Genomic DNA, 21,441 nt, shown 5'->3' with positions numbered 1-21,441 from the left:
TGGCTGACGGACTCCAACCCCGGCCCGGAGACTGACCTCTGCGGCGTCGGCTTCGGTCCGGTTCGCGATTCTGGTCGCGTACAACATCCCGAACCGGGACTGCGGCTCCTTCTAGTCCGGGGGCGCGACCGACTACCGGACGTACATCGACTCCTTCGCGGAGGGCCTGGCCGACCGGGCCGCCTGGGTAATCCTGGAACCGGACGCGGTGCCTCAAGCGCTGTCCGGCTGCAAGGCGGCCAGCCTGAAGGAACGCCTGGCGCTCCTCTCGTACGCCGTGTACCGCCTGAAATCCCACACCGGCACACGGGTCTACCTGGACGCCGGCCACCCGGTCTGGATCACCGACCTGCCGTGGCTGGCAAGGGCGTTGAACCAAGCGGGGATCTCACGAGCGGACGGCTTCTCTCTAAACGTCTCCAACTTCCACACGACACCGACAGTCCTGACGTACGCCCGCCGCCTGTCCAACACCCTGGGCGGCACCCCCCACTTCGTGATCGACACAAGCCGCAACGGCAACGGCCCGTACGCGGGCCCGGACGCGTGGTGCAATCCGCCGGGGCGGGCGTTGGGGGTGCCTCCGACTGCGGACACGGGGGAGGCGGATGTGGATGCGTACCTGTGGATCTAGAGGCCGGGGGAGTCGGACGGGGGGTGTCGGGGTGGGCCGGGGGCGGGGGTTTGGTGGGGGGAGTATGCGGTGGGGTTGGCGGGGTAGGGGGTATTCCCGCGCGGGCGGGGACCACTGCTGAAGCCAGGCTCCGGGAACATCCCCGCACGCGCGGGGATTACAGGGCGAGGACAGGGGCGGTCACGACCGCCACGGGACCACCCCCGCACGCGCGGGGACCACAGACCCCGACCTGATGCTTTACTCCGCCGGCAGCCCGGAATCCGTCACTTCCAGAGAAGCGGACATTTATCCCTCGCTGTCCCTCCCTGAAGATGCCATCGCCCCTCATAGTGCACCGCCAGAACCTCGCGCGGACGCGATACCGCACAACCCCTACCCCGAGACGCCCCCAACGCGTCCCGAACCGTACGCTCCCAGACTCGTGCTCCGGCCCCTGACCCCGCGTGCCCCACGAACCCCCGGTGGCCGCTTTCGCGTGGATGCCATCCCCGTACCGGCGACGAACCCCGCACGAGGCCCAGACCCTCGGCCCCCGCCCATCCCCTGCCGTCAGTTGGACGGTTGCACCCCCACGTGAACCTCAGCCCCGTACACACCAGAGTTCACCCCGCACCACCAAGCCGGCGCGCGAGTTCCGCGTCCGCCGCGCGGTCCTGCTCGGGGGCGGGGTCCTGGGCCGGGTCGCTCGACGGCTCAGGACCCCGTGACGCGAGAGGCGTCAGGCGGAGAAGCGGCCGTCGCGGACGCCGGTGAGGAAGGTGCGGAAGGCGGCGGGCGGCATCAGGAGAGCCGGGCCGTCGGGGTTCTTGGAGTCGCGGAGGGCGATGGCGGTGGGGAGGGGGGTGGCTTCTACGCAGTTGCCGCCGCCGTTGCTGTAGGAGGACTTCACCCAGGCCACTCCTGCCAGGCTGGATGCTTTGACCGTGATGGGGTGGCGGTTCATGCTGCGCTCTCTCGTGCTAGTCGGTGCAGAAACTTCGGGGTGTCCCGAGGGGGAAGCGCGTTCGAGGCCATCGCGTCGAACATCCGGGAGAACCGGTTCACTTCGCGAGGCTTGTCGGAGACGGCGACGGTGCGCATCGCTGTGTCGCTCTGGATGGTCGTCGGCAGCCCTTCGCTCAGGATCATGATGCTGATGTCGTGAAACGCTACGTACCCGGGCTCGCCTTGCGGAAGCACCTGCAGTGTGACGTTCTCCAACTCCTCCAGGCTCAGGAGCTGTTCGTACTGGTCACGCATGACATCCGCACCGCCCACGGGATAGCGCAGGGCCGGTTCGTGGAGGATGGCCCAGAGCTTCACGGGGCTGTCGCTCCGGGTCAGCGCCTCCTGCCGCTTCATGCGCATGTGCACGCTCTGCTGCACGAACTCGGTCGTCATCTCGTCGATGGGCTTGTGTAGTTCATGTACGGCCTGCGCGTATGAATGGCTCTGGATGAGGCCAGGGACGACCTGCGGGTGGAAGGTCCGGATCTCACGCGCCGCCGCCTCGATGCCCAGAAACCTCGGCATTCCCGACAGCATGTTCGTGCTGCCGTCCGACCACCACTCGCGGCTGGACGACTCACGCTGGAGGACGATCAGCCTGTCGACCTGCCTGTCGTCCGTGATGCCGTACCGCTCCAGCAATTCCCGCAGGTGGCCTGCCTGCCGGAAGGACTTCCAGCCGGTCTCGACGCGCTGGAGCGTGCTCTCGTCACAACTCAGTCCATCGACAGCCTGAGCAAGGGTCAGACCAGCCTCCTTGCGTAGCTGCCTCAGCTCGTGGCCGAGACCGATACGCCGGGCGGTTGGCTGTGGCCGAGCGGCCATGTGCTCTCCGTTCTCGCGTATGCGCTCACGGTGACCCGCGATGTGCACAGCGTGGCAGCCAGTCGGGCGCCACGGAAGCCATGCGTTCGCTTTGGCAATTGCCATTTTTCTCGGCAGGGCTGAATCGAAGCAGATTCTATTGCGCACCCGACAGCACACCGAGGACCGTTGTTCCGCACCCGACCACAAAACCCCGGCGACCGCTCGCGACGGCCCCGGGGCGTGGTCGACGCCTTCCTCCCGTACCGAAAGGGCCACGCCAACATGCCCAACCGTACCGCCGAGCCCCCGGACGGCCCCCGCCCTCCGCACCCCGGCCTGACCCTCCACGTCTACAAGGTCGACCGCCACGGCACGGTCACCGAAGACCAGGGCCCCCGCACCTTCCGCATCGACCCCAAGAACCCCCCGCCCCTCTTCCCCACCCGAACCGCCCCCTGCGCCTGCCCCCGCTGCACCACCCCGCCGGACCTGACGACCATGCGTACGACCCTGGCGAGGCTCCTCGACGACAAGGGCAACCCGGCAACGCCCCCGCCCCCGGACCTCCCCACCCTGATCGAAACCCTCCGCGGCCACCTCCACCTCCTCCTCCCGGAGGTCGAGGCAGCCGCCCTGAAGCTCGGCAAGGACAGCGTCCTGCGTTACTGCTGCCTGGCCTGTATCGGTGAGGCCCGCCAGAAGCTCGGCACCGGTCCGCACCCGCAGGGCGAGTACCGCAGGGCCCTGCGCCTGGCCCACTCCCTGAACGCCCTGTGCGAGCACTACGAGGAGCTGATCCCGAGGGCGACCCCGTGAACGACCGCTGGCGCACGATCGCCTACGTCACGGTCCTGCTGTCGATGGCGTCGGCGCTGGTCTGGGGGATCGCCTCGAACGGCCCGCCGCCTCCCTGAATCCACGGCACGGCGGACAGCAGCTCACCGTGCCCTCCCCGCCCCGTCCGTACGCCGCCCCCACGGCATACGGACGGGGCAACCCACCCCAAGCTCAGCCCCTCGGCCGCTCATCCGCCACGAACGACCCCAACGCCGGAGTCGTCGTGATCCACCCCTTCTCCCGCAACGACCGCGTCGCGTTCCGCACGGTGTCCCGGTTCACCCCGAACTCCTCCGCCAACCGGACCTCGGACAACTGGAAGCGAGGCGGATACTCACCCCCGCACGCGCGGGGACCACGGGAACGGCGGCGGGGTGTAGGTCGCCGGCTCGGGACCACCCCCGCACGCGCGGGGACCACGCCCGGATGAACGGCGGGTGGCAGCTGGACCTGGGACCACCCCCGCACGCGCGGGGACCACAGACCCCGACCTGGTGCTTTACTCCGCCGTCAGCCCGGAATCCGTTACTTCCAGAGAAACGGATATTTCTCCCTCGCTGTCCCTCCCTGAAGATGCCATCGCCCCTCATAGTGCATCGCCAGAACCCCGCGCGGACGCGATATCGAACAACCTCAACCCCGAGACGCCCCCAACGCGTACCGAACCGTACGTCCCCAGAGTCGTGTTCCGACACGGTGCCGCCCCCCTGACCCCGCGTGCCGCACGACCCTCGGTGGCCACTTTCGTGCGGATGCCATCCCCGTATCGGCGCCCCCCCGCACGGCGGGAGAGTCGCGAACGGAGAGCCCGTCCCCGCCTGACCTGTACGGCGGGAGAGCCGCAATCGGCGGGCTCGCCCCGCCGCACCGGCATGGCGGGTGAGTCGCGTACGGCGGGAAGCGGGGTGCCGGGGGTGCGGCGCAGCCCGTCGCTTACGAAGACAGCAGCGCACGGCTCGATCTACCCCACTGGCCAACACCGTCCGCGACGGGCTCGCCGCACCCCGGCACCCCCGACCCACCCCAAGCCCTCACCGCCCCCACTCCCCGAACACCCACCGCAGACGCCAACTGACAACCACCCTGACCTGGTAAATCACGCAGAACGCCCCCAACCCACCGACACAACGAACTCCCCAACATCCAGCCCCCGTTCCGCTCCCATCACCCCCCACACAGGACTACCGTTGACGCCCACGACGAAGGGGAACGTCATGCTGGACGAAGCAACCCTGGCCCTAGCCGCATCCGTGGGAACAGCAGTCGCCCAGGCCGCCGGAACAGACGCATGGACGACATTCAGGGACCGCCTGGCAAGCACCCTGGGCCGAGGCAACGCAGAGCGAGAAGCGGCACAAAGGGAACGCCTCGACCGCACAGCGGGGAGAGGAGAGGAAACGGCAGCAGCCTGGCGCACGCGAACAGAAGACCTACTGGAGGACCTGCCCCCGGCAGAGCGAGCCGCCCTGGAAGCCCAACTAAAGGCTCTGGTGCGAGAGTTCAACAACCCCGGAATCCACGGCAACCTCTTCCTGGGCAACACCGCCATCCAGCACGGCAACGACAACATCCAGGTGAACAGGTTCGGTCCGCATCAGTGAACCGGCGAAGAAAGAGCACCTTCCACGGCCCAGGAGCCATCCAGGAAGGCTCAGGCAACCTCCAGATCAACGTCCACGACAACCGCATGACGATCCTCGCGGCCTGCGTCGTAGGCATAGTCTTCGGCACAACCCTGGCGGTAGTCCTACTGAGCGGCGGCTCAGGCAAGAAGGACACACCCGCCAACACCCCGGACACATCGACGAGTTCGGCGACAGAGACGACCCGCACGGACACAACCCTCACCGGCAACTTGGTGAACGACGACAGCGGCCTCTGCCTACGAGCCCCCGGCACAGCCCCCGGCCTGGTCCCCGTCCTGGCAACCTGCACGAAAACCCCCGACCGCACCTGGACCCTCCCCACAGGACACGACAACAGCGAGGCCCGAGCCCTACGCAACAACCACAGCACCCGCTGCCTAACCCACCGGCACGGAAAACTCCGCCCCGGTCCCCCAACTCCCCTGCACCACAAGCCCGAACGCCCACTGGCAAGTCCTCTGGGGAACCGGCGACAGAGCAGGCCACTTCATGCTCCGCAACACGGCCAACGCGAAATGCCTGATGGCCCAGGGAACCGACCAGAACAGCCCCACGGCCCAGATCTCGTGCGGAGAGCAGTACGCCGACCAGTGGTGGCACGTCACCAGGTGACCCGCCCAGCTACCCCGGCCCCAGGGCCCCGGCGTTTGCCCGGATCGCCCCGGCCTGGGCCGGTTGATCATGCTGGCGGGCCTCGGAAGCAGATGAACACGGCACCTGTGGATCATGGAGTTCTCTACGCTGCAAGATCCACGAAGGTGCCGTGTTCGTTCCTCCATCATCCCCTGCCGTCGTTCCCGTCTCTCCGGCGCCCCGCCTGGAGGCCCTCGGCTCGGATGCCGCGCGAGACCAAAGTCCGCGGCCTGGTTGCCGAGTTCGAGTCGGTCACCGATCCTCGCGGGGCGTGCGGGTGCGCTACCGGGTCTCCTCGCTGCTGGCCCTGGTGGTCTGTGCGATGACCCCGGCGGGCCATGACTCCATCACCGCGGCGGCGGAGTGGTGCCGACGTGCGACGCCTGAGGAACTGGCCGCTTTCGGTCTGCCCTACCATCCGTTGCGCGGCCGCTACCGGATCCCGAGCGAGAAGACCTTGCGCACCGTTCTGGGGCGGCTCGATCCCGGTGAGGTCAGCGCGGCCGGCTACGACCACCTGCGGCCCCTGCTGTCCACGGTGTCCCACTCTCCCGAGCCGCTCATGCCCGACGGCGGCATCGAACGCGAACAGCGCCGCGCCCACCGGGCGGCCGCCCGCGCCGAACCGGTGCGCTCCCGGCGCCGGGCCATCGCGGTGGACGGCAAGTGCCTGCGCAGTGCGAAGCGCCCGGACGGCAGCCGCGTCTTCGTGCTCTCCGCCGTCCGGCACGGCGACGGCATCACCCTCGCCTCCCGCGAGATCGGCGCGAAGACCAACGAAATCCCCGAGTTCCAACCCCTGCTCGACCAGCTCGACGACGCCGATCTCAAGGGGCCGTCGTCACCGCCGACGCCCTCCACGCCCAACGCGACCACGCCACCTACCTGCACGAACGCGGCGCCCACTACCTGCTGACCATCAAGAACAACCAGCGCGGCCAAGCCCGTCAGCTCCACGCCCTGCCCTGGAAGGAGATCCCCGTCATCCACCGTGACGACGCCCGCGGCCACGGCCGCCACGAACAGCGTCTCGTCCAGGTCGTCACCGTCAACGGCCTGCTCTTTCCCCACGCGGCCCAGGTCCTGCGCATCCAGCGCAGACGCCGTCTCTACGGAGCGAAGAAGTGGTCCAGCGAGACCGTCTACGCCATCACCGACCTGCCCGCCGAGGAAGCGAGTGCCGCCGAGATCGCTTCATGGGCTCGCGGGCACTGGACCGTGGAGAACACCGTCCACTGGTGTCGGGATGTGACCTTCAACGAGGACAAGTCCCAGGTCAGGACCCACAACACGCCCTCAGTCCTCGCCGCCGTCCGCGACCTGATCCGCGGTGCGCTCAAGCTTGCCGGGTACGTCAACACCGCCGCCGCCGCCGAGCCCACACCGAACGCACCCTCGTCCTCAGCCTCTACGGCATCACATGATCAAACCGGACGACCCGGGCAAACGCCGGGGCCCTGACCCCGGCCCGCCCAACACCGCATGCACGGCCCGAGCGACCCGCTCGATAGTGGCGACCCCGTATTTCATACTCGCATTCCCATGAGTGAACACCGTAATGCTGTACGTCTGCCCACCCCCGACAAACACCCCACTGCTATGCACCCGCCACCCCAGACTGGCCCGCTGAAGCCACCCGTTCTTAATATGAACCCGCACGGACCCAGGCGCCCCTTTACTGACCCCCCACCTCTGAGATTTCACCACCTTCCCCATCAATTCCAGCATGTACGACCGTGAGGCAGCGTCCAGTACGTCGTTCTCCTGAACCAACAGCCCCGTCAACCTCTGCTGATCCCGCGCCGTAATCTGCGTCAACCCCCAGTACCCGTACGGATTCGGCTCGGTCTGCGTCATCTTCGCCGCCTTGAGAAACCCTCGTACTTTCTGCACCCCAAGCTGATTCCACAACACATTCGTCGCCGAATTCCCCGACCGCGTAATCATCGAGGCGGCCAGCTCCTTCTCCCTCTCCGTGAGCCCCCGCTCATCCCTCTGCGCGTCCCACAACAACGCCCCGAGCACCGTCACCTTCACCACACTCGCCGCGTCGAACGCGTACGCACTCCGCAGCGCACACCACGTCCGGCTCCCCCGATCGTGCACCACCACGGCGACCGTCCCCCGCCGCCCCTCCAACGCCTCCACGATCCCCGCGCGCACCTTCGCCGCGAGCCCCTTCTTCCCCGACGTACAACTCACCCCGGCCGCAGCCCCCGCCTCCCCGGCCCCGCCCAGCACCACCAGACACACGCACAAGACCTGCGCCCACCACACCCGCCCCCTCATTCAGGATCAGGATTCGGCGGCGGCCCGACCTCGGTGACAGGCGCGGGATCCCCACTAGGCACTGGCGCCACATACGGCACGCTCCGCGCGGTCCCAGGCTTCACACCGTAAACAAAAACGGCATCCTCCAACGCCAGCACACCCCACAACCGCCGAGCATCAGCAAGCCGCAGATTCACACACCCATGAGACCCCCCGGCAAAAAGATCCCCATAGGTCCCATGAAACGCCTGCCCCCCATCAAAGAACTGAGAATACGGCATAGGGGCCCCATCATAAAGACTGGAATAATGATCCCGATCCCGCCAATAAACCCGATGCCACCCCACCCGAGTCTCATACCCATCTCTCCCCGACCGCACAGGAACAGGCTTATAAACAACCCGCTTCCCACTCTGCACCCACATCAACTGCCGAGTCAGATCAACACAAGCAACCCGGTACTCCCGCACCGGGCACTTCCCCCCGACATTAGGATTCCGAGCAGCCTCCACAACCAGCACCATCCGATAAGTCCCCAACCCGGCATACCCATCGGCCGGCGTAACCCCATTCCTCCCCTGAAACCCCCGAATAGCCCGACAGTCCCCCAAGGACTGAATCCCATCCACCACCAACCCCAAATGCCGCTCAAGCTGCCGCTGATAGGGCCCAGTACCAGCAGCACAAACAGCAGGCGCAGCCCCCGCAGGAGCCGCCACCACCCCCACGGCACACAAAACCCCCACCACCCCGGACACCCACCGCCCGCTCTGCCTCATCCAGCACCTCCTAGAACGCGGCCCCTACCGCATCCCTCCCACCCACCCCAAACCCCCACGCCGCAACCCCCCGCTTTACCCCCGATCGGCGGAGGCCACCCCGACGGCAGACGGATGACACCTGCGAGAAAACGCCACAGTTCGTCTCTTCAGCCGTCAGACCCTCACTCCTCCCAGCCCCCCGAAACCCGCCGGTAAGCCGCCCGCGCGTCCACCACCCGAGCCAGCGCCGTCCCCGCCAGCGCCGCGCCCAGCAGACACGCCAGCCACAGCGCGTCCCGCGAGACCGCCCAGGTCAGGGTGCCCGCGGGCGGGATGGCGAAGCCGTTGAGGAAGAGCCAGCACAGGGCGGCCGTCCCCGGCGCAGCCGTGAAGCGGGCGCACAGCCCGAGGACCGCGGCGAGTGCGGACAGCGCGAGGAGCGCGAGGTGCGGGCGGTCCATGCCGACGGTCGTGTTGAGGACGCCGACCAGCAGGAGCGCTCCGGCGAAGGCGCCCGCCCAGACCAGGGGCGTGGCCACCGGTTGGGGTACGGGCCGTACGCCGCCCGTACCGAAGTCGCTCCACTCGATCATGTCGACGCTCCTCCTCCGTCCCGCCCTACGCCGCGCGGGAACCCGTCCCGCCCTGTGCCGCGCGAGACCCTGGCCCCGCCTTACGCAGCGCGAGACCCCGGCCCCGCACAACTCCGCGCGAGACCCCCGGAATTCTCCCACCCGGCGCTCAGCTCAGCGGTCTGGACGGCCAGTTGAGCAACCTCGCCCCGATGACGGCGGTTTGGAGGGCATAACGGTGCGCGGGGTCGGCGGGGTCGACGCCGGTGAGGGTGTGGATGCGTTCGAGCCGGTACGTCAACGCCCGTACGCTCAGGGAGAGTTCACGCGCGGCAGCGGCGGCGACGCACCCCGTGTCGAAGTACACGGTCAGCGTGTCCAACAGCGGCTGCGCCCCGCCGCGCGCCTGTTCCAGCGCGGCCAGCGTGTGGTGCACGAGATCCATCAGTGCCTGCCGGTCGCGCGCGAGCACGGGGAAGACGAGGAGATCGGCGGCGCGCAGCAACGGGTCGTCGAATCCCATGCGTTGAGCGACATCGAGCGCATTGAGGGACTCCTCGTACGAATGCCCGATGCCCACCGCCCCCGTACGCGTCCGCCCCACCGCGACCTGCCCGGCGCCGCCGGTCACCGCGTGGACGAGCTTCGCGAAGTGGACGAGTACGTCCTCCTGGTCGCCCGGCGCGACGCACACCATCCGGCCGTCCTTGGTGGTGAACAGGATGCGCCGGTTCTCGAAGCGGGTGAACAACTCGGCGGCCACCTGCCGGGGTACGGAGTCGGACTCGTCGTACGCCTCCGGTCCCGCCGCCACGGCGACCGCGTGCGCGCGCGAGAGGCGCAGCCCGAACCGCTCGGAGCGGGCGGCGAGTTGGCCCGGGTCGCCGTGGCCGGCGAGCAGGTCGTCGATGAACTCCCGCCGGGCGGACTCCTCTTGGCGCACGACGAGCCGTTGGGCCCGCTCGTACCCGTCGGAGAACGCGTCGACGGCCTGTTCGAGGACGCCGAGTACGTCGTCCAAGTCGGCGTCGGCGGGCCGGTGTTCCCGCCCCGCGCTCAAGTAGGCCCGCACCAGCGGTCGCCACGCCACCCCGGCCTCCGCCGCGCGCGCCCCCAGCGCCCGCCGCGACTCCAACTCCCCGCGCGTCAGCCGCCGTCCGGTGCTCACCGCGTCCGCGAGGATCTCCGCGAACCCCTCGACGAACACGGCCGTCCCCCCGTCCCCCTCCACGCCGTACGCCCCCTCTCTCATCGCCTGCTGCGTACGACGCTCGGCGGGGGCGTACGGATGCAGAGGGCTCCGCCCGGTGCGGCCGAGGTCGCCGCCGGGACGCGGTCGGCGGATGCGGGTGGCTTCGGCCGCGAGCACGCCCGCCCCCGACGAGGCTCCCCTCACGCCGGTCCCGCCCGTCGTCGTCCGCCGCGCCCCCGCCTTCGCGTCCGCCCCGCCCATCGTCGCCCTCCCCGCCCTCGTCGCCGTACCCGCCGTCTCACCCACCCGCATGCGCCGCCTCCCTCTGCCGCGCACGCCCCACCGCCGCCGTCCGCGTCAGGCGCCGCGCCAGAGGTTCCGTCCAGCGCGCGGTGAGCGGGCCGAGAAGGACCAGGATCAGGACGTACGCCGTGGCCAGAGGCCCGATGCGGGGTTCCACCCCGACCGCGAGGCCCGCGATGACGATGGAGAACTCGCCGCGTGCGACGAGGACTCCACCGGCCCGCCAGCGTCCGGGGACGGAGATGCCCGCGCGGCGGGCGGCCCAGTAGCCGGTGGCGATCTTCGTACCGGTGGTGACCAGCGCGAGCGCGAGCGCGGGTACCAGTACCGGCGGGATCGCCGAGGGGTCCGTGTGCAGGCCGAAGAAGACGAAGAAGACGGCGGCGAAGAGGTCACGGAGCGGGGTGATGAGGTTGCCCGCGCCCTCCGCGACCTCCCCCGACAGCGCGATCCCCACGAGGAACGCCCCTACGGCGGCGGACACTTGGAGCTGCTGCGCGATCCCGGCGACCAGCAGGGTCAGGCCGAGGACGACGAGCAGCAGCAGCTCGGCGCTGTCGGAGGCGACCGCGCGGCTGACGAGACGCCCGTGGCGCAGCGCGACGTACAGCACCGCCCCGACCGTACCCAGCGAGATCAGCAGCGTGAGCGCGCCGCCCGCGAGGCTGACGCCGGCGAGGACGGCCGTGAGGATCGGGAGGTAGACCGCCATCGCGAGGTCCTCCAGTACCAGTATCCCGAGGACGACCGGGGTCTCGCGGTTGCCCAGGCGGCGCAGTTCGCCGAGGACCTTCGCTATGACGCCGGACGACGAGATCCAGGTGACACCGGCAAGGGCGACCGCCGCGACGGGGCCCCAGCCGAGGAGCAGCGCCAGCACCGCGCCCGGCGTCGCGTTGAGCACGAAGTCGACGGCGCCGGACGGGTATTGGGTCTTCAACGTGGTGACCAGATCGGACGCGCTGTACTCCAGTCCCAGCATGAGCAGCAACAGGATCACGCCGATCTCGGCGCCGGTCGCGATGAACCCCTCGCTCGCCTCCAGCGACAGCAACCCGCCCTGCCCGAAGGCGAGTCCGCCGAGCAGGTAGAGGGGGATCGGCGAGAACCCGATCCGCCCGGCGAGGCGTCCGAGCAGGCCCAGGGCGAGAATGATCGCCCCGAGTTCGATGAGCATGGCGGTCGTGTCGTGCACGGGCGTCTGACCTCCGTCGATTCGGTTCAGGTCGCGGGCGTCTGTGCCGACGCGGCGCCGTCCCGGAGGCGGGCGCGCGCGTCGTACGTACGTGAAGGTGATGGGGTGTTGTCGGCGGGCCCGAGGTTGGTACGCGGTGAGCGGTACGTCGGGCCGGGGGGCGGGCAGCGTTAGAAGCTGCGGCCGGTATCAGGAACGCCGTCGCGGGCGGCGTTGTCGACACGTACGGCACGGATGCCCTGGTACATGGGTACGCCCCCTCTCCCCGACGTTCGTAAGTATTCGGTAAAGAACTTTACCGTATCTCTCCTTGCCGCGCGGCAAGTTCAGCGGGGGAGGGTGAGCTTGCGCCTGCGGGGGCGGGTGGTCAGCTTGAACGCGATCATGGCGCTGAGCAGGCCTGATGCGAGGGTGAGGGAATCCGCGAACGATCTGCCGAACTGGTCCCGCAGGGGTTCGAGGAGCACAACCATGACGACCACCCCGGCAACCCCCGCCGCCACCGCGGCTCCCCAGAACCTGTGCCGCGCGAAGAACCACTGCACCAGCAGCAGCAACACGGGGTAGGCGAGCATGCCGGTCTCCTCGCCGACCAGGCTCAGGATTCCGGCGGTCACCGCGATGACGGCGAACCCGGCGAGGGTCACGAAAGCTGCCTCGCCCCAGGACACCGGTTGCTGGTGGTCGTGCATGGATTCCCCCGCTTCCCGAGACGTCGCTCGACCACCGTAGTGCGGATGAACCACCCCTGAGGCTGGCAGAGTTGGGGTGATCGGCGTGGGTGCGTGGTCGGCGTGCCCGGGAACCGGGACGGAAGGCACCCCGTGAAGCGACTCGTCGCCCGCCTGTGGCGGCTCATTCGAGGATCTTGGCAGTGGCGGATCCTGTGGCTCGCCCATGCCAAGTTCATGGTCGGGGTGACGGGGGTCGTGCGGAACGACGCGGGGCAGGTGCTTCTGCTCAAGCATCGGCTGTGGCACCCGGAACGGCCTTGGGGCCTGCCCACCGGCTGTGCGAACAAGGGGGAGGAGTTCCCGCTGACCGTCGTGCGGGAGGTGAAGGAGGAGACCGGGCTGGACGTCGTACCGGGGCGCCTGCTGAAGCTGACCAGCGGCTACCGGCTCCGGCTGGAGGTGGCGTACGAGGCCCGGCACACCGGCGGCACGCTGAAGATCGACCCGTTCGAGATCCTGGAAGCCCGCTGGTTCGACCCGGACGAACTGCCGACGGCGATGCAGGACTCCCACCGGGAGCTGATCAGGAGCACGGAGCCGTCTGCGGGGAGGGCCTGATCCTGTGGCCTGACCCTGGTTTCACGTGAAACATGGCGGTGGGGATGGCGACTTGATCATGTCGCCAGCCCCACCATTCCGTCCGACCCACCGTTCCGCCCAGCTAGGTCAGCCGTGCTTCTTCTGCTGAGTCTCAGCCTGCGCGGCCTCGGCTTCCTTCGCCTCGACCTCAGGATCGAGCCCGGTGTTGTCCACCGACTTCAACCCACCCGCCGCCGGAACCTCCGTCGCGGCCGGGGGCTCGACCAGCCAATCGGGGTTGGCCTGCCGCTCCCACCAGCGCCAGGCGGCGTACGTGCCCCCGGCGAGGACGCCGAGAACCGCGAGCCCCTTGACGGCACGTCCCGCGCGGGCGCGGCGGCGGTTGGCGCGGACCAGGCGGTCGATCTGCGCCGGGGTCACCTGACCGCGCAGGGCGGCAAGGGCGGCGGCGCCGCGAGACGCCGCCTCGTCCCGGACGGGCCCCGCCGCGGCCACCGCCTGTTCGAGGCGCGGACGCGAGTAGTCGGCGGCCTGACGCGAGTACTCCGCGGCCTGCCGCGCGGCGACCCGCGTACGGAGCGCCGCCTCGTGCGCCGCGTGGTCCACCTTCGGCGGGACATGGGTCCGCGCCTGTTCGAGGCGCGGCGCGAGATGCGCGTCGTACTGGACCCGGGCCTGCTCGGCGGCCTGGGACACTTTCGGCGCGAGCAGTTCGGCGGCCTGGGACACCTTGGGCGCGAGCCGTACCCGCGCCTCCTGCGCGTAGTGCGCGGCCTTTTCCTTCGCCGTGTCGGCGTAGGGCGCCACCACTTCCGCGGCGTGCAGGACGCTGTCCTTCGCCGAGCCGGTCGCGGCGCGCACGCTGTCGATGCGGGTCACGGGTTCCTCCTCCTCGGTGGCGTACGTTCCATCGCTGTTTGTCGGCTGTCCACCCAATTGAGGATCATGCCTGTTCCGGTGGGACCGGGCCTGCGGAGGCGGGCATACGGGTGCCGATCGGGCATGCCGTCGACGATGCCACGGAACCGCTCCCCGCGCAGGAGGACGCCACGAGACGGGCAAAGGGCGGCCGTGGGAGGATCGGGGCGTTAGAGAGCCGGTGTCACATCCCCGGCCGGGCGCCCGCCGCCTGGCACGCCCGCTCGCCGCGTTGCCGAACCGCCCACGTGGCTCCGCCACGAGGACGCTCCGGCGCCTTGCGATCGCACGCACCAGACGACGCGCGCTGATCCGACCGGGGATGTGACACCGGCTCTAAGAAGGCAGTCGACGAAAGGCACACCCGTGGCCGACACCATCGCCACCCTCAAGACCAACCACGGCGACATCGTGATCAAGCTTTTCCCGGATCACGCCCCCAAGACGGTCGCGAACTTCGTCGAACTCGCCACCGGCGCGCGGGAGTGGACCAACCCGACGACCGGCCAGAAGACCACGGACAAGCTGTACGACGGTACGGTCTTCCACCGCGTGATCGACGGCTTCATGATCCAGGGCGGCGACCCGCTGGGCAACGGCACCGGCGGCCCCGGCTACCGCTTCGCGGACGAGTTCCACCCGGAGCTGAAGTTCTCCAAGCCGTACCTGCTGGCCATGGCCAACGCCGGCCCGGGCACCAACGGCTCGCAGTTCTTCGTCACCGTCGGCCCCACCCCGCACCTGAACAACCGCCACACCATCTTCGGTGAGGTCATCGCGGGCACCGAGGTCGTCGACGCGATCGCCAAGGTCGACACCGGCCGCAACGACCGCCCGAAGAACGACGTCGTCATTCAGAGCGTCGTCGTAGAGCAGCGCTGAGTCCGGCCCCGGGATCCTTCCGGGGAACCTTTCGCCCCGCTCGTCCGTGAAACAGGATGAGCGGGGCAAAGCGTTGTGTACGACCCACTCACGACCGACCCACTCACGACCAGCTACGACCAGCCAGGGGGACCAGTGGACCAGGCGCAAGGCGGCGGACGTCAGGAGGCGCTCGGCCTGCCCGGGTGTTACCGCCACCCCGACCGGGAGACCGGCGTGCGCTGCACCCGCTGCGAGCGGCCGATCTGCCCGGAGTGCATGGTCAGCGCGTCGGTGGGCTTCCAGTGCCCGGAGTGCGTGAGCAACGGCTCGGGTACGGGCCACGCGCCGGACGCGAACAGGCCGCGCACGATCGCCGGCGGCAGCATCGCCGAGGACCCCCGGCTGGTGACGAAGATCCTGCTCGGCATCTGCGCCGTCGCGTTCCTCGCCCAGCAGGCGCTGGGGGACGAGTTCACCGACCGGTTCGACCTGATCGGCCGCGCGCTCATGCCGGCGCTCGGCTGGGACCAGCTCCAGGGCGTCGCCGAAGGCCAGTGGTACCGCCTGCTGACCTCGATGTTCCTGCACGGGAGCATCATCCACATCCTCTCCAACGCGCTGAGCCTGTGGTGGATCGGCGGTCCGCTGGAGGCGGCGCTGGGCCGGGCCCGCTATCTCGCCCTGTTCTTCGTCTCGGGGCTGGCGGGCAGCGCGCTCACGTACCTCGTCGCCGAACCCAACCAGGCATCCCTCGGCGCCTCCGGCGCGATCTTCGGCGTCTTCGGCGCCATGGCCGTCCTCATGCGCCGCCAGCGCTACGACATGCGCCCCATGATCGCCATCCTGGTGATCAACCTCATCATCACGTTCGGCTGGAGCGGCATCGCCTGGCAGGCCCACGTAGGCGGTCTGGTCGCCGGTGTGATCATCGGCGCGGGCATGGTCTACGCGCCCCGCGAGAAGCGCACGATCGTCCAGTACGGCACCTGTGCACTGGTCCTCGCCGCAGTCGTGATCGTGACCCTCTTGAGGACCTCTCAGCTCACCTGAGCCCAGAGTTGTCCACAGTCTGTAGCACACTCTGCGCACCCTGTGGAAGAACGAGTTCGCCCCCTGTCCCCGACCGGCGTTCTAGCAGGTCAGGCAGGGGGCGTACGCGTTTTCGAGGGGTTGTGGGTTCGTCGTACCGGCGTCAACGTCCTGGGAGTTATCCACAGATCGTCGTTCTTTTTCCCCACCGTGTGGACAACGACCCCTGGCCTGTGGATAACTCCCCGAACAGCCCTGGGGAAAACTCCGGTACTAGGCCCAGGACCCCGTCACTTCCACTGCGTCGAGACACCGAACCCGGCGGCGATGAACCCGAACCCGACCACGATGTTCCAGTTGCCCAACGCGTCGAGGGGGAGGTCCCCGTCGGTCACGTAGAAGAGGACGATCCAGGCCAGCCCGATGAGGAACAGCGCGAGCATGACCGGTGCCACCCACCCCCGGCTGGTCAGCTTGATCGCGGTCGCCTGCTTCGCCGTGGGCGGCGTGTAGTCGGCCTTCTTACGGATGCGTGACTTCGGCACGAGGGTCTCTCCTGCTGGCAAGGGGGACACGGAGCGCTCCCCCGGGCGTCGGTTAGCGTAGTGCTTCCACGCCGCCGAAGGAGATAACGGTACGTTGAGCAATTCTGCCGACTCCCCCGGGACGGGTTCAACGGGTTCCGCCCCCGGTCGTACCGTTCGTGTCCGTCCGATGCGTCTTCTGACGGCCGGAGTCTTCGCTCTCGCGGGCCTGATCTTCTTCACCAGCTTCGACACCGCCAAGGGCACCGACATCCGTACGGACGCCTCGCTCCTCAAGCTCTCCGACCTCATCCAGCAGCGCAGCCGCAAGAACGGCGAGGTCGACGAGTCCAACGCGCGCCGCCGCGAGGAGGTCGAGAGACTCGCCGCGTCGGACGCCGGACGCTCCACCACCGAGGACCGGAAACTCGCCGCGCTGGAGCACAGCGCCGGCACCCAGGAGATCAAGGGCAAGGCCCTCACCGTCACCCTCAACGACGCCCCGCCGAACGCCACCGCGAAACTCCCCGGCTACCCCGCCCCCCAGCCCGACTACCTGGTCATCCACCAGCAGGACCTCCAGGCCGTCGTCAACGCGCTCTGGCAGGGTGGCGCCCAGGGCATCAAGGTGATGGACCAGCGCCTCATCTCCACCAGCGCCGTCCGCTGCGTCGGCAACACCCTGATCCTCCAGGGCCGCGTCTACTCGCCCCCGTACAAGATCCAGGCGGTCGGCGACCCCCGGAAGCTGAAGGACGCCCTCGCCGCGTCCAAGGCGATCCAGAACTACCGGGTGTACGTCGACGTCTACGGCCTCGGCTGGAAAGTCACCGACGACGGCACGGTGACGCTGCCCGGCTACTCGGGCACAGTGGATCTGCACTACGCCGAGCCTGTGGAGTAACCGGGGGGTCCCGTGCCGCTACGGGGGATCGTCAGGACCGTCAGCGAGCTGTGCGTGACCGTGGGCGCGGTGATCGTCCTCTTCGTGGTCTACGTCCTGTACTGGACCGGCGTCCGCGCCGACCACGACATGGCCGCGCAGATCGACGCGCTGGAGCACAGCTGGTCGAGCCCGGCGCCGGTCGCCTCGACCCCCTCGTACCCCTACCGGAGCGCCAAGCCCTTCGCCGTCATGTACATCCCCCGGCTTGGTTTCACGTGGAACAAGCCCGTCCTCGAAGGGACCGCCGTCGGGACCCTGAAGAAGGGGCTCGGGCACTACGCGGACACCGCCGTTCTCGGGGGCGTCGGGAACTTCGCCGTCGCGGGGCACCGGCGGACGTACGGAGATCCGTTCAAGGACTTTCCCGAGCTGCGCCGGGGTGACGCGGTGGTGGTCAGCGACGGGACCACCTGGTTCACGTATCGGATCGACAAAGGGCCCTACAAAACCGTACCCACCGACGTTGAGGTGATCGCCCCTGTGCCACGTAAGTCGGGGTACACGGCGCCGGGCCGGTACCTCACGCTGACCACGTGCGATCCGGAGTGGGGCCACAGCCACCGGCTCGTCGTCTGGGCGCACCTGGACTCCACGACGCCTGTGGACGAAGGCAGGCCCCCGGCGCTGCGCCGTTAGTCTGGTGCGGTACGGCGTGAGTCTGGTGCCGTGGTACGACGGAAGGGACGGCATGTACGGCTGGATCTGGCGGCATCTGCCAGGCAATGCGTTGATCAAGGCACTGATCTCGATCGTGCTGGTCCTCGCTGTCGTCTACGTCCTCTTCCAGTACGTCTTCCCGTGGGCCGAACCGCTGCTTCCCTTCAACGATGTGACGGTGGACAACCAGTGAGCGCGCGCATTCTCGTCGTCGACAACTACGACAGTTTCGTCTTCAACCTGGTCCAGTACCTGTACCAGCTGGGCGCCGAGTGCGAGGTCCTGCGCAACGACGAGGTCTCCACGGCCCACGCGCAGGACGGCTTCGACGGCGTTCTGCTCTCGCCCGGCCCGGGTACGCCCGAGGAGGCCGGCGTCTGCATCGACATGGTCCGGCACTGCGCCGCGACCGGCGTCCCCGTCTTCGGCGTGTGCCTCGGCATGCAGTCCATGCAGGTCGCGTACGGCGGCGTCGTCGACCGCGCGCCCGAGCTGCTGCACGGCAAGACGTCCCTCGTCGAGCACGAGGGCCGCGGCGTCTTCGCCGGCCTGCCCTCGCCGTTCACCGCGACCCGGTACCACTCGCTCGCCGCGATGCCGACGACCGTCCCCGCCGAGCTGGAAGTCACCGCGCGCACCGAGGACGGCATCATCATGGGCCTGCGCCACCGCGAACTCCCCGTCGAGGGCGTCCAGTTCCACCCCGAGTCCGTCCTCACCGAGCACGGCCACCTCATGCTCGCCAACTGGCTCGCGGAGTGCGGCTACACGGACGCCGTCGCCAGATCGGCCGGCCTCGCGCCGGTCGTGGGCAGGGCCACCGCGTGACCGCGCTGCGCCCGGAGCGCGAGGAGGCGTACGGGGGTGCTGCGTACGGCGGAGAGAGCTACGACGCCGGCGCCACGTACGGCTCCGGCGTTCCCGTCGGTCCCCGCGACGAGGAGACCGTCGCGCTGCGGATACCCGAGCAGCCCCACGGCGGTGAGCCCATATCCGCTTCTGCGGGGATGGCGGCGGCACCCGGCTCTCTCGCCCCCCTCGGGGGACGCGCGGCCCGCAGGAAGGCCGCCAAGGGCCGCCGCGGGCGTGTCGTCGCCGCACCGGCGGAGGAGTCCCGGCCGCTCGGCCAGGGCGGCGCCCCGCTGTCCCGCGTCGAGGCCCGCCGCCAGGCGAAGGCGCGCAAGCCCAGCCCCGCCGTCCTCGCCAGCCGCGCGCTCGGCGAGATGTTCATCACCACCGGCGTCCTCATGCTCCTGTTCGTCGGCTACCAGCTCTGGTGGACCAACGTCCGCGCGCACGCGCAGGCGGGCAGCGAGGCCGACCAGCTCCAGAAGGACTGGGCCAGCGGCAAGGGCGCGCCCGGCACGTTCTCCGCCGGGCAGGGGTTCGCCCTCCTCCACATCCCCAAGCTCGACGTCGTCGTCCCCATCGCCGAGGGCGTCAGCAACAAGAAGGTCCTCGACAAGGGGATGGTCGGGCACTACGGCGAAGGCACCCTCGCCACTCCGATGCCGGACGCGAAGACCGGGAACTTCGGGCTCGCCGGACACCGCAACACCCACGGCGAACCGTTCCGGTACATCAACCGTTTGCAGCCCGGTGACGCGATCGTCGTAGAGACCCAGGACGAGTACTTCGTCTACAAGATGGCCTCGATGCTGCCGGTCACCTCGCCCAGCAATACCAGCGTTCTCAACGCTGTTCCGCCCGGTTCCGGCTTCACCCAGCCCGGCCGTTACATCACCCTCACGACCTGTACCCCGGAGTTCACCAGTAAGTACAGGTTGATCGTCTGGGGCAAGATGGTCGAGGAACGGCCGCGCAGCAAGGGAAAGCCGGATGCGCTCGTCGAGTAGGGGCAGACAGACGTGACAGCGACGACCGACGGGACGACCACCCTGGACACCGGGTCCCCCGCGCCCCGCCGCAAGGGTGGGCGCCTCGCCACCGCCGTGAGCGTCCTCGGCGAACTCCTCATCACCGCCGGTCTCGTCCTCGGGCTCTTCGTCGCGTACTCCCTGTGGTGGACCAACGTCATCGCCGACCGGGAGGCCGCGAAACAGGGCGACAAGGTCCGCGACACCTGGTCCAAGCCGGCCGGGCCCGGCGCCCTCGACACGAAGGACGGCATCGGCTTCCTCCACGTCCCCGCGATGAAGAACGGCGAGGTCCTGGTCGAGAAGGGCACGTCCTCCGATGTCCTGAACGAAGGCGTCGCCGGCTACTACACCGACCCCGTCCAGGCGACCCTTCCGGGTGGCAAACAGGGCAACTTCACCCTCGCCGCCCACCGCGACGGCCACGGCGCGAAGTTCCACAACATCGACAAGCTGAAGAACGGCGACCCGATCGTCTTCGAGACGCGGGACACGTGGTTCGTCTACAAGGTCTACTCGGTCCTTCCCGAGACCTCGAAGTACAACGTCAAGGTCCTCTCCCAGATCCCGAAGGAGTCGGGGACGGAGAAGGCGGGGCACTACATCACGCTGACGACTTGTACGCCGGTGTATACGAGCCGGTACCGGTATGTGGTGTGGGGCGAGCTGGTGCGGACGGAGAAGGTGGACGCGAAGAGGACACCGCCGAGGGAGTTGAGGTGAGGTCCTTAAAGGACCTCACCTCTGTGGATAACTCGGCTGACTGAGTGACTTCAAGTCACTCAGTCGTTCACACCGCGCTCATGATCCGCCGCAGCCTCGCCTTGTGCTGCCGGAGCCGCCTCTCGACGTCCTGTACGTCGGCCCGCAGCGACACCAACTCCTTGCGGTGCTCTCCCGACGTCTCGATGAGCGCGTTGAACATGGGGACGACGGTCTTGCTGAGGATGTGGACGATGCGGTCGTCGATGCGGTCATCCACAGCCTGGAGGAAGGGGTCGGAGAGCCTGTGGACAGAGTTATCCACAGGCTCGGAGCGGACCATGTACTCCATGTCCAGGAGGTACACACGCACCTGACGTGCGGTTTCGCTGTCGCGGAGGAGCATGGCGACGTTGAGGACGGCTCGGCGGGAGTAGAGGGCGAGGGACCGGGTGCGGGACTGAACCCCACTGAAGTCCTTAAAGGACTTCAGTTCTGTACCTGTCAAAACCCGGTAGCCATTGGCTTCCAGCTCCGCTCGGTGGTCCTTGACGAGAGACATGATCGCCTCCGCCCCCACCCCGAAGTACTTCGCCACCATCGCCGTCGTCACATGCACCCCATCCGGCAGCAACGACAACACCTTCACCCGGTCCAACACCTCCGTCCGCTCCGCCACACTCTCCCGCAGCGACTTCGACTCCAACAGCACGGTTTCGTTGATCATGTCCTGCAAACGAGTGAACCGATCCGAAGACACGATCGACATACGAACAGATGAGCAACGAAAAACCCCGGCCCCCTCACGA

The 21,441-nt window shown here is 68.7% G+C and carries 23 protein-coding genes and 3 pseudogenes; 14 read left to right on the top strand and 12 right to left on the bottom strand.

The features are described from left to right. Nucleotides 1-130: 130 nt before the first annotated feature. Nucleotides 131-634 (top strand): annotated as a pseudogene (locus J8M50_RS02240) (glycoside hydrolase family 6 protein); the annotation flags it as partial. Nucleotides 635-1,355: 721 nt separating this feature from the next. Here the strand turns inward: J8M50_RS02240 and J8M50_RS02235 are convergent. Both J8M50_RS02235 and J8M50_RS02230 read right to left on the bottom strand, forming a co-directional pair. Then, nucleotides 1,356-1,580 carry a DUF397 domain-containing protein gene (locus J8M50_RS02235; protein WP_010350723.1) on the bottom strand — a complete coding sequence of 75 codons (225 nt, stop codon included), beginning with the start codon at nt 1,578-1,580 and terminating at the stop codon, nt 1,356-1,358. Further along, on the bottom strand, nt 1,577-2,449 hold the full coding sequence (locus J8M50_RS02230) for a helix-turn-helix domain-containing protein (RefSeq protein WP_010350722.1): 873 nt from the start codon (nt 2,447-2,449) through the stop codon (nt 1,577-1,579). The genes J8M50_RS02235 and J8M50_RS02230 overlap by 4 nt, the downstream gene beginning before the upstream one ends. A 264-nt stretch (nt 2,450-2,713) precedes the next feature. Here J8M50_RS02230 and J8M50_RS02225 point away from each other — a divergent pair, with 264 nt between their 5' ends. After that, nucleotides 2,714-3,247: a DUF6415 family natural product biosynthesis protein gene (locus tag J8M50_RS02225; protein ID WP_162138042.1), complete on the top strand. Its 534-nt coding sequence runs from the start codon at nt 2,714-2,716 to the stop codon at nt 3,245-3,247. Nucleotides 3,248-3,439: 192 nt separating this feature from the next. On the opposite strand, the gene J8M50_RS02220 is transcribed toward J8M50_RS02225, so the two are convergent. Then, nucleotides 3,440-3,667, bottom strand: coding sequence for a GntR family transcriptional regulator (locus J8M50_RS02220; protein ID WP_050987124.1), 228 nt, complete (start codon nt 3,665-3,667; stop codon nt 3,440-3,442). An 815-nt stretch (nt 3,668-4,482) separates the two neighbouring features. Between J8M50_RS02220 and J8M50_RS02215 the strand changes: the two genes are divergently transcribed. From J8M50_RS02215 to J8M50_RS02210, 3 genes and pseudogenes are all read left to right on the top strand, one after another. Continuing rightward, complete coding sequence (locus J8M50_RS02215; RefSeq protein ID WP_141655530.1) at nt 4,483-4,869, top strand: hypothetical protein; 387 nt, start codon at nt 4,483-4,485, stop codon at nt 4,867-4,869. Nucleotides 4,870-5,403: 534 nt separating this feature from the next. Further along, nucleotides 5,404-5,526, top strand: coding sequence for a hypothetical protein (locus J8M50_RS48985; RefSeq protein ID WP_263303464.1), 123 nt, complete (start codon nt 5,404-5,406; stop codon nt 5,524-5,526). 151 nt (nt 5,527-5,677) lie between these two features. Next, nucleotides 5,678-6,971 (top strand): annotated as a pseudogene (locus J8M50_RS02210) (ISAs1-like element IS1629 family transposase). On the opposite strand, the gene J8M50_RS02205 reads toward J8M50_RS02210, so the two are convergent. The 6 genes and pseudogenes from J8M50_RS02205 to J8M50_RS02180 form a co-directional block, all read right to left on the bottom strand. Then, nucleotides 6,964-7,836, bottom strand: coding sequence for a serine hydrolase (locus tag J8M50_RS02205; RefSeq protein ID WP_263303463.1), 873 nt, complete (start codon nt 7,834-7,836; stop codon nt 6,964-6,966). The pseudogene J8M50_RS02210 and the gene J8M50_RS02205 sit on opposite strands and share 8 nt — an antisense overlap. 89 nt (nt 7,837-7,925) lie before the next feature. Beyond that, nucleotides 7,926-8,597: pseudogene (locus J8M50_RS02200) on the bottom strand (L,D-transpeptidase); the annotation flags it as partial. Nucleotides 8,598-8,761: 164 nt separating this feature from the next. After that, entirely contained in the window at nt 8,762-9,172 is a 411-nt protein-coding gene (locus tag J8M50_RS02195; RefSeq protein WP_010350715.1) for a hypothetical protein, read from the bottom strand. A gap of 148 nt (nt 9,173-9,320) precedes the next feature. After that, on the bottom strand, nt 9,321-10,403 hold the full coding sequence (locus tag J8M50_RS02190; RefSeq protein ID WP_075693058.1) for a PucR family transcriptional regulator: 1,083 nt from the start codon (nt 10,401-10,403) through the stop codon (nt 9,321-9,323). Nucleotides 10,404-10,641: 238 nt separating this feature from the next. Beyond that, entirely contained in the window at nt 10,642-11,841 is a 1,200-nt protein-coding gene (locus J8M50_RS02185; RefSeq protein WP_010350713.1) for a cation:proton antiporter, read from the bottom strand. A gap of 326 nt (nt 11,842-12,167) precedes the next feature. Then, the gene (locus J8M50_RS02180; RefSeq protein WP_010350712.1) at nt 12,168-12,533 is read right to left on the bottom strand and encodes a hypothetical protein; all 366 of its coding nucleotides are present in this window, start codon (nt 12,531-12,533) and stop codon (nt 12,168-12,170) included. A gap of 132 nt (nt 12,534-12,665) precedes the next feature. On the opposite strand from J8M50_RS02180, the gene J8M50_RS02175 reads away from it, so the two are divergent. Continuing rightward, nucleotides 12,666-13,133: an NUDIX domain-containing protein gene (locus J8M50_RS02175; RefSeq protein WP_029183412.1), complete on the top strand. Its 468-nt coding sequence runs from the start codon at nt 12,666-12,668 to the stop codon at nt 13,131-13,133. A gap of 108 nt (nt 13,134-13,241) precedes the next feature. On the opposite strand, the gene J8M50_RS02170 is transcribed toward J8M50_RS02175, so the two are convergent. Further along, on the bottom strand, nt 13,242-13,994 hold the full coding sequence (locus J8M50_RS02170; RefSeq protein ID WP_010350710.1) for a DUF5324 family protein: 753 nt from the start codon (nt 13,992-13,994) through the stop codon (nt 13,242-13,244). A 405-nt stretch (nt 13,995-14,399) separates the two neighbouring features. On the opposite strand from J8M50_RS02170, the gene J8M50_RS02165 reads away from it, so the two are divergent. Continuing rightward, entirely contained in the window at nt 14,400-14,915 is a 516-nt protein-coding gene (locus J8M50_RS02165; RefSeq protein WP_010350709.1) for a peptidylprolyl isomerase, read from the top strand. Nucleotides 14,916-15,050: 135 nt separating this feature from the next. Further along, nucleotides 15,051-15,947, top strand: coding sequence for a rhomboid family intramembrane serine protease (locus J8M50_RS02160; RefSeq protein WP_010350708.1), 897 nt, complete (start codon nt 15,051-15,053; stop codon nt 15,945-15,947). A 269-nt stretch (nt 15,948-16,216) separates the two neighbouring features. Here the strand turns inward: J8M50_RS02160 and crgA are convergent, their stop codons facing one another. Next, nucleotides 16,217-16,471 carry a cell division protein CrgA gene (crgA, locus tag J8M50_RS02155; protein WP_010350707.1) on the bottom strand — a complete coding sequence of 85 codons (255 nt, stop codon included), beginning with the start codon at nt 16,469-16,471 and terminating at the stop codon, nt 16,217-16,219. Nucleotides 16,472-16,565: 94 nt separating this feature from the next. Here crgA and J8M50_RS02150 point away from each other — a divergent pair, with 94 nt between their 5' ends. The 6 genes from J8M50_RS02150 to J8M50_RS02125 are packed head-to-tail and all read left to right on the top strand — an operon-like array spanning nt 16,566 to nt 20,653. Then, complete coding sequence (locus tag J8M50_RS02150; RefSeq protein WP_075661420.1) at nt 16,566-17,354, top strand: DUF881 domain-containing protein; 789 nt, start codon at nt 16,566-16,568, stop codon at nt 17,352-17,354. A gap of 12 nt (nt 17,355-17,366) precedes the next feature. Beyond that, nucleotides 17,367-18,032, top strand: a complete 666-nt coding sequence (locus J8M50_RS02145; RefSeq protein ID WP_010350705.1) for a class E sortase — start codon at nt 17,367-17,369, stop codon at nt 18,030-18,032. A 16-nt stretch (nt 18,033-18,048) separates the two neighbouring features. After that, complete coding sequence (locus J8M50_RS02140) at nt 18,049-18,246, top strand: hypothetical protein (protein ID WP_029183411.1); 198 nt, start codon at nt 18,049-18,051, stop codon at nt 18,244-18,246. Then, nucleotides 18,243-18,881: an aminodeoxychorismate/anthranilate synthase component II gene (locus J8M50_RS02135; RefSeq protein ID WP_010350703.1), complete on the top strand. Its 639-nt coding sequence runs from the start codon at nt 18,243-18,245 to the stop codon at nt 18,879-18,881. The genes J8M50_RS02140 and J8M50_RS02135 overlap by 4 nt, the downstream gene beginning before the upstream one ends. Beyond that, a complete protein-coding gene (locus J8M50_RS02130; RefSeq protein ID WP_010350702.1) occupies nt 18,878-19,909 on the top strand; it encodes a class E sortase in 1,032 nt (343 codons plus the stop codon). Before J8M50_RS02135 ends, J8M50_RS02130 begins: the two co-directional genes overlap by 4 nt. A 12-nt stretch (nt 19,910-19,921) precedes the next feature. Beyond that, a complete protein-coding gene (locus tag J8M50_RS02125; RefSeq protein ID WP_010350701.1) occupies nt 19,922-20,653 on the top strand; it encodes a class E sortase in 732 nt (243 codons plus the stop codon). Between the two features lie 67 nt (nt 20,654-20,720). On the opposite strand, the gene J8M50_RS02120 is transcribed toward J8M50_RS02125, so the two are convergent. Next, nucleotides 20,721-21,359: a hypothetical protein gene (locus J8M50_RS02120; protein WP_029183410.1), complete on the bottom strand. Its 639-nt coding sequence runs from the start codon at nt 21,357-21,359 to the stop codon at nt 20,721-20,723. Nucleotides 21,360-21,441: the final 82 nt, after the last annotated feature.

Origin of the sequence: Streptomyces acidiscabies (assembly GCF_020010905.1) — a bacterium.
In the GTDB taxonomy this organism is placed as follows: Bacteria; Actinomycetota; Actinomycetes; order Streptomycetales; family Streptomycetaceae; genus Streptomyces; species Streptomyces acidiscabies.
Note: the sequence above shows the minus strand (reverse complement) of the source record. Positions and strands in the feature narration are given on the sequence as shown.

Coding starts and splice junctions, on each gene's coding strand:
- J8M50_RS02235 (WP_010350723.1), bottom strand. CDS start 1,580: ATGAACCGCCACCCCATCACGGTCAAAGCATCCAGCCTGGCAGGAGTG.
- J8M50_RS02230 (WP_010350722.1), bottom strand. CDS start 2,449: ATGGCCGCTCGGCCACAGCCAACCGCCCGGCGTATCGGTCTCGGCCAC.
- J8M50_RS02225 (WP_162138042.1), top strand. CDS start 2,714: ATGCCCAACCGTACCGCCGAGCCCCCGGACGGCCCCCGCCCTCCGCAC.
- J8M50_RS02215 (WP_141655530.1), top strand. CDS start 4,483: ATGCTGGACGAAGCAACCCTGGCCCTAGCCGCATCCGTGGGAACAGCA.
- J8M50_RS48985 (WP_263303464.1), top strand. CDS start 5,404: ATGCTCCGCAACACGGCCAACGCGAAATGCCTGATGGCCCAGGGAACC.
- J8M50_RS02205 (WP_263303463.1), bottom strand. CDS start 7,836: ATGAGGGGGCGGGTGTGGTGGGCGCAGGTCTTGTGCGTGTGTCTGGTG.
- J8M50_RS02195 (WP_010350715.1), bottom strand. CDS start 9,172: ATGATCGAGTGGAGCGACTTCGGTACGGGCGGCGTACGGCCCGTACCC.
- J8M50_RS02190 (WP_075693058.1), bottom strand. CDS start 10,403: ATGAGAGAGGGGGCGTACGGCGTGGAGGGGGACGGGGGGACGGCCGTG.
- J8M50_RS02180 (WP_010350712.1), bottom strand. CDS start 12,533: ATGCACGACCACCAGCAACCGGTGTCCTGGGGCGAGGCAGCTTTCGTG.
- J8M50_RS02120 (WP_029183410.1), bottom strand. CDS start 21,359: ATGATCAACGAAACCGTGCTGTTGGAGTCGAAGTCGCTGCGGGAGAGT.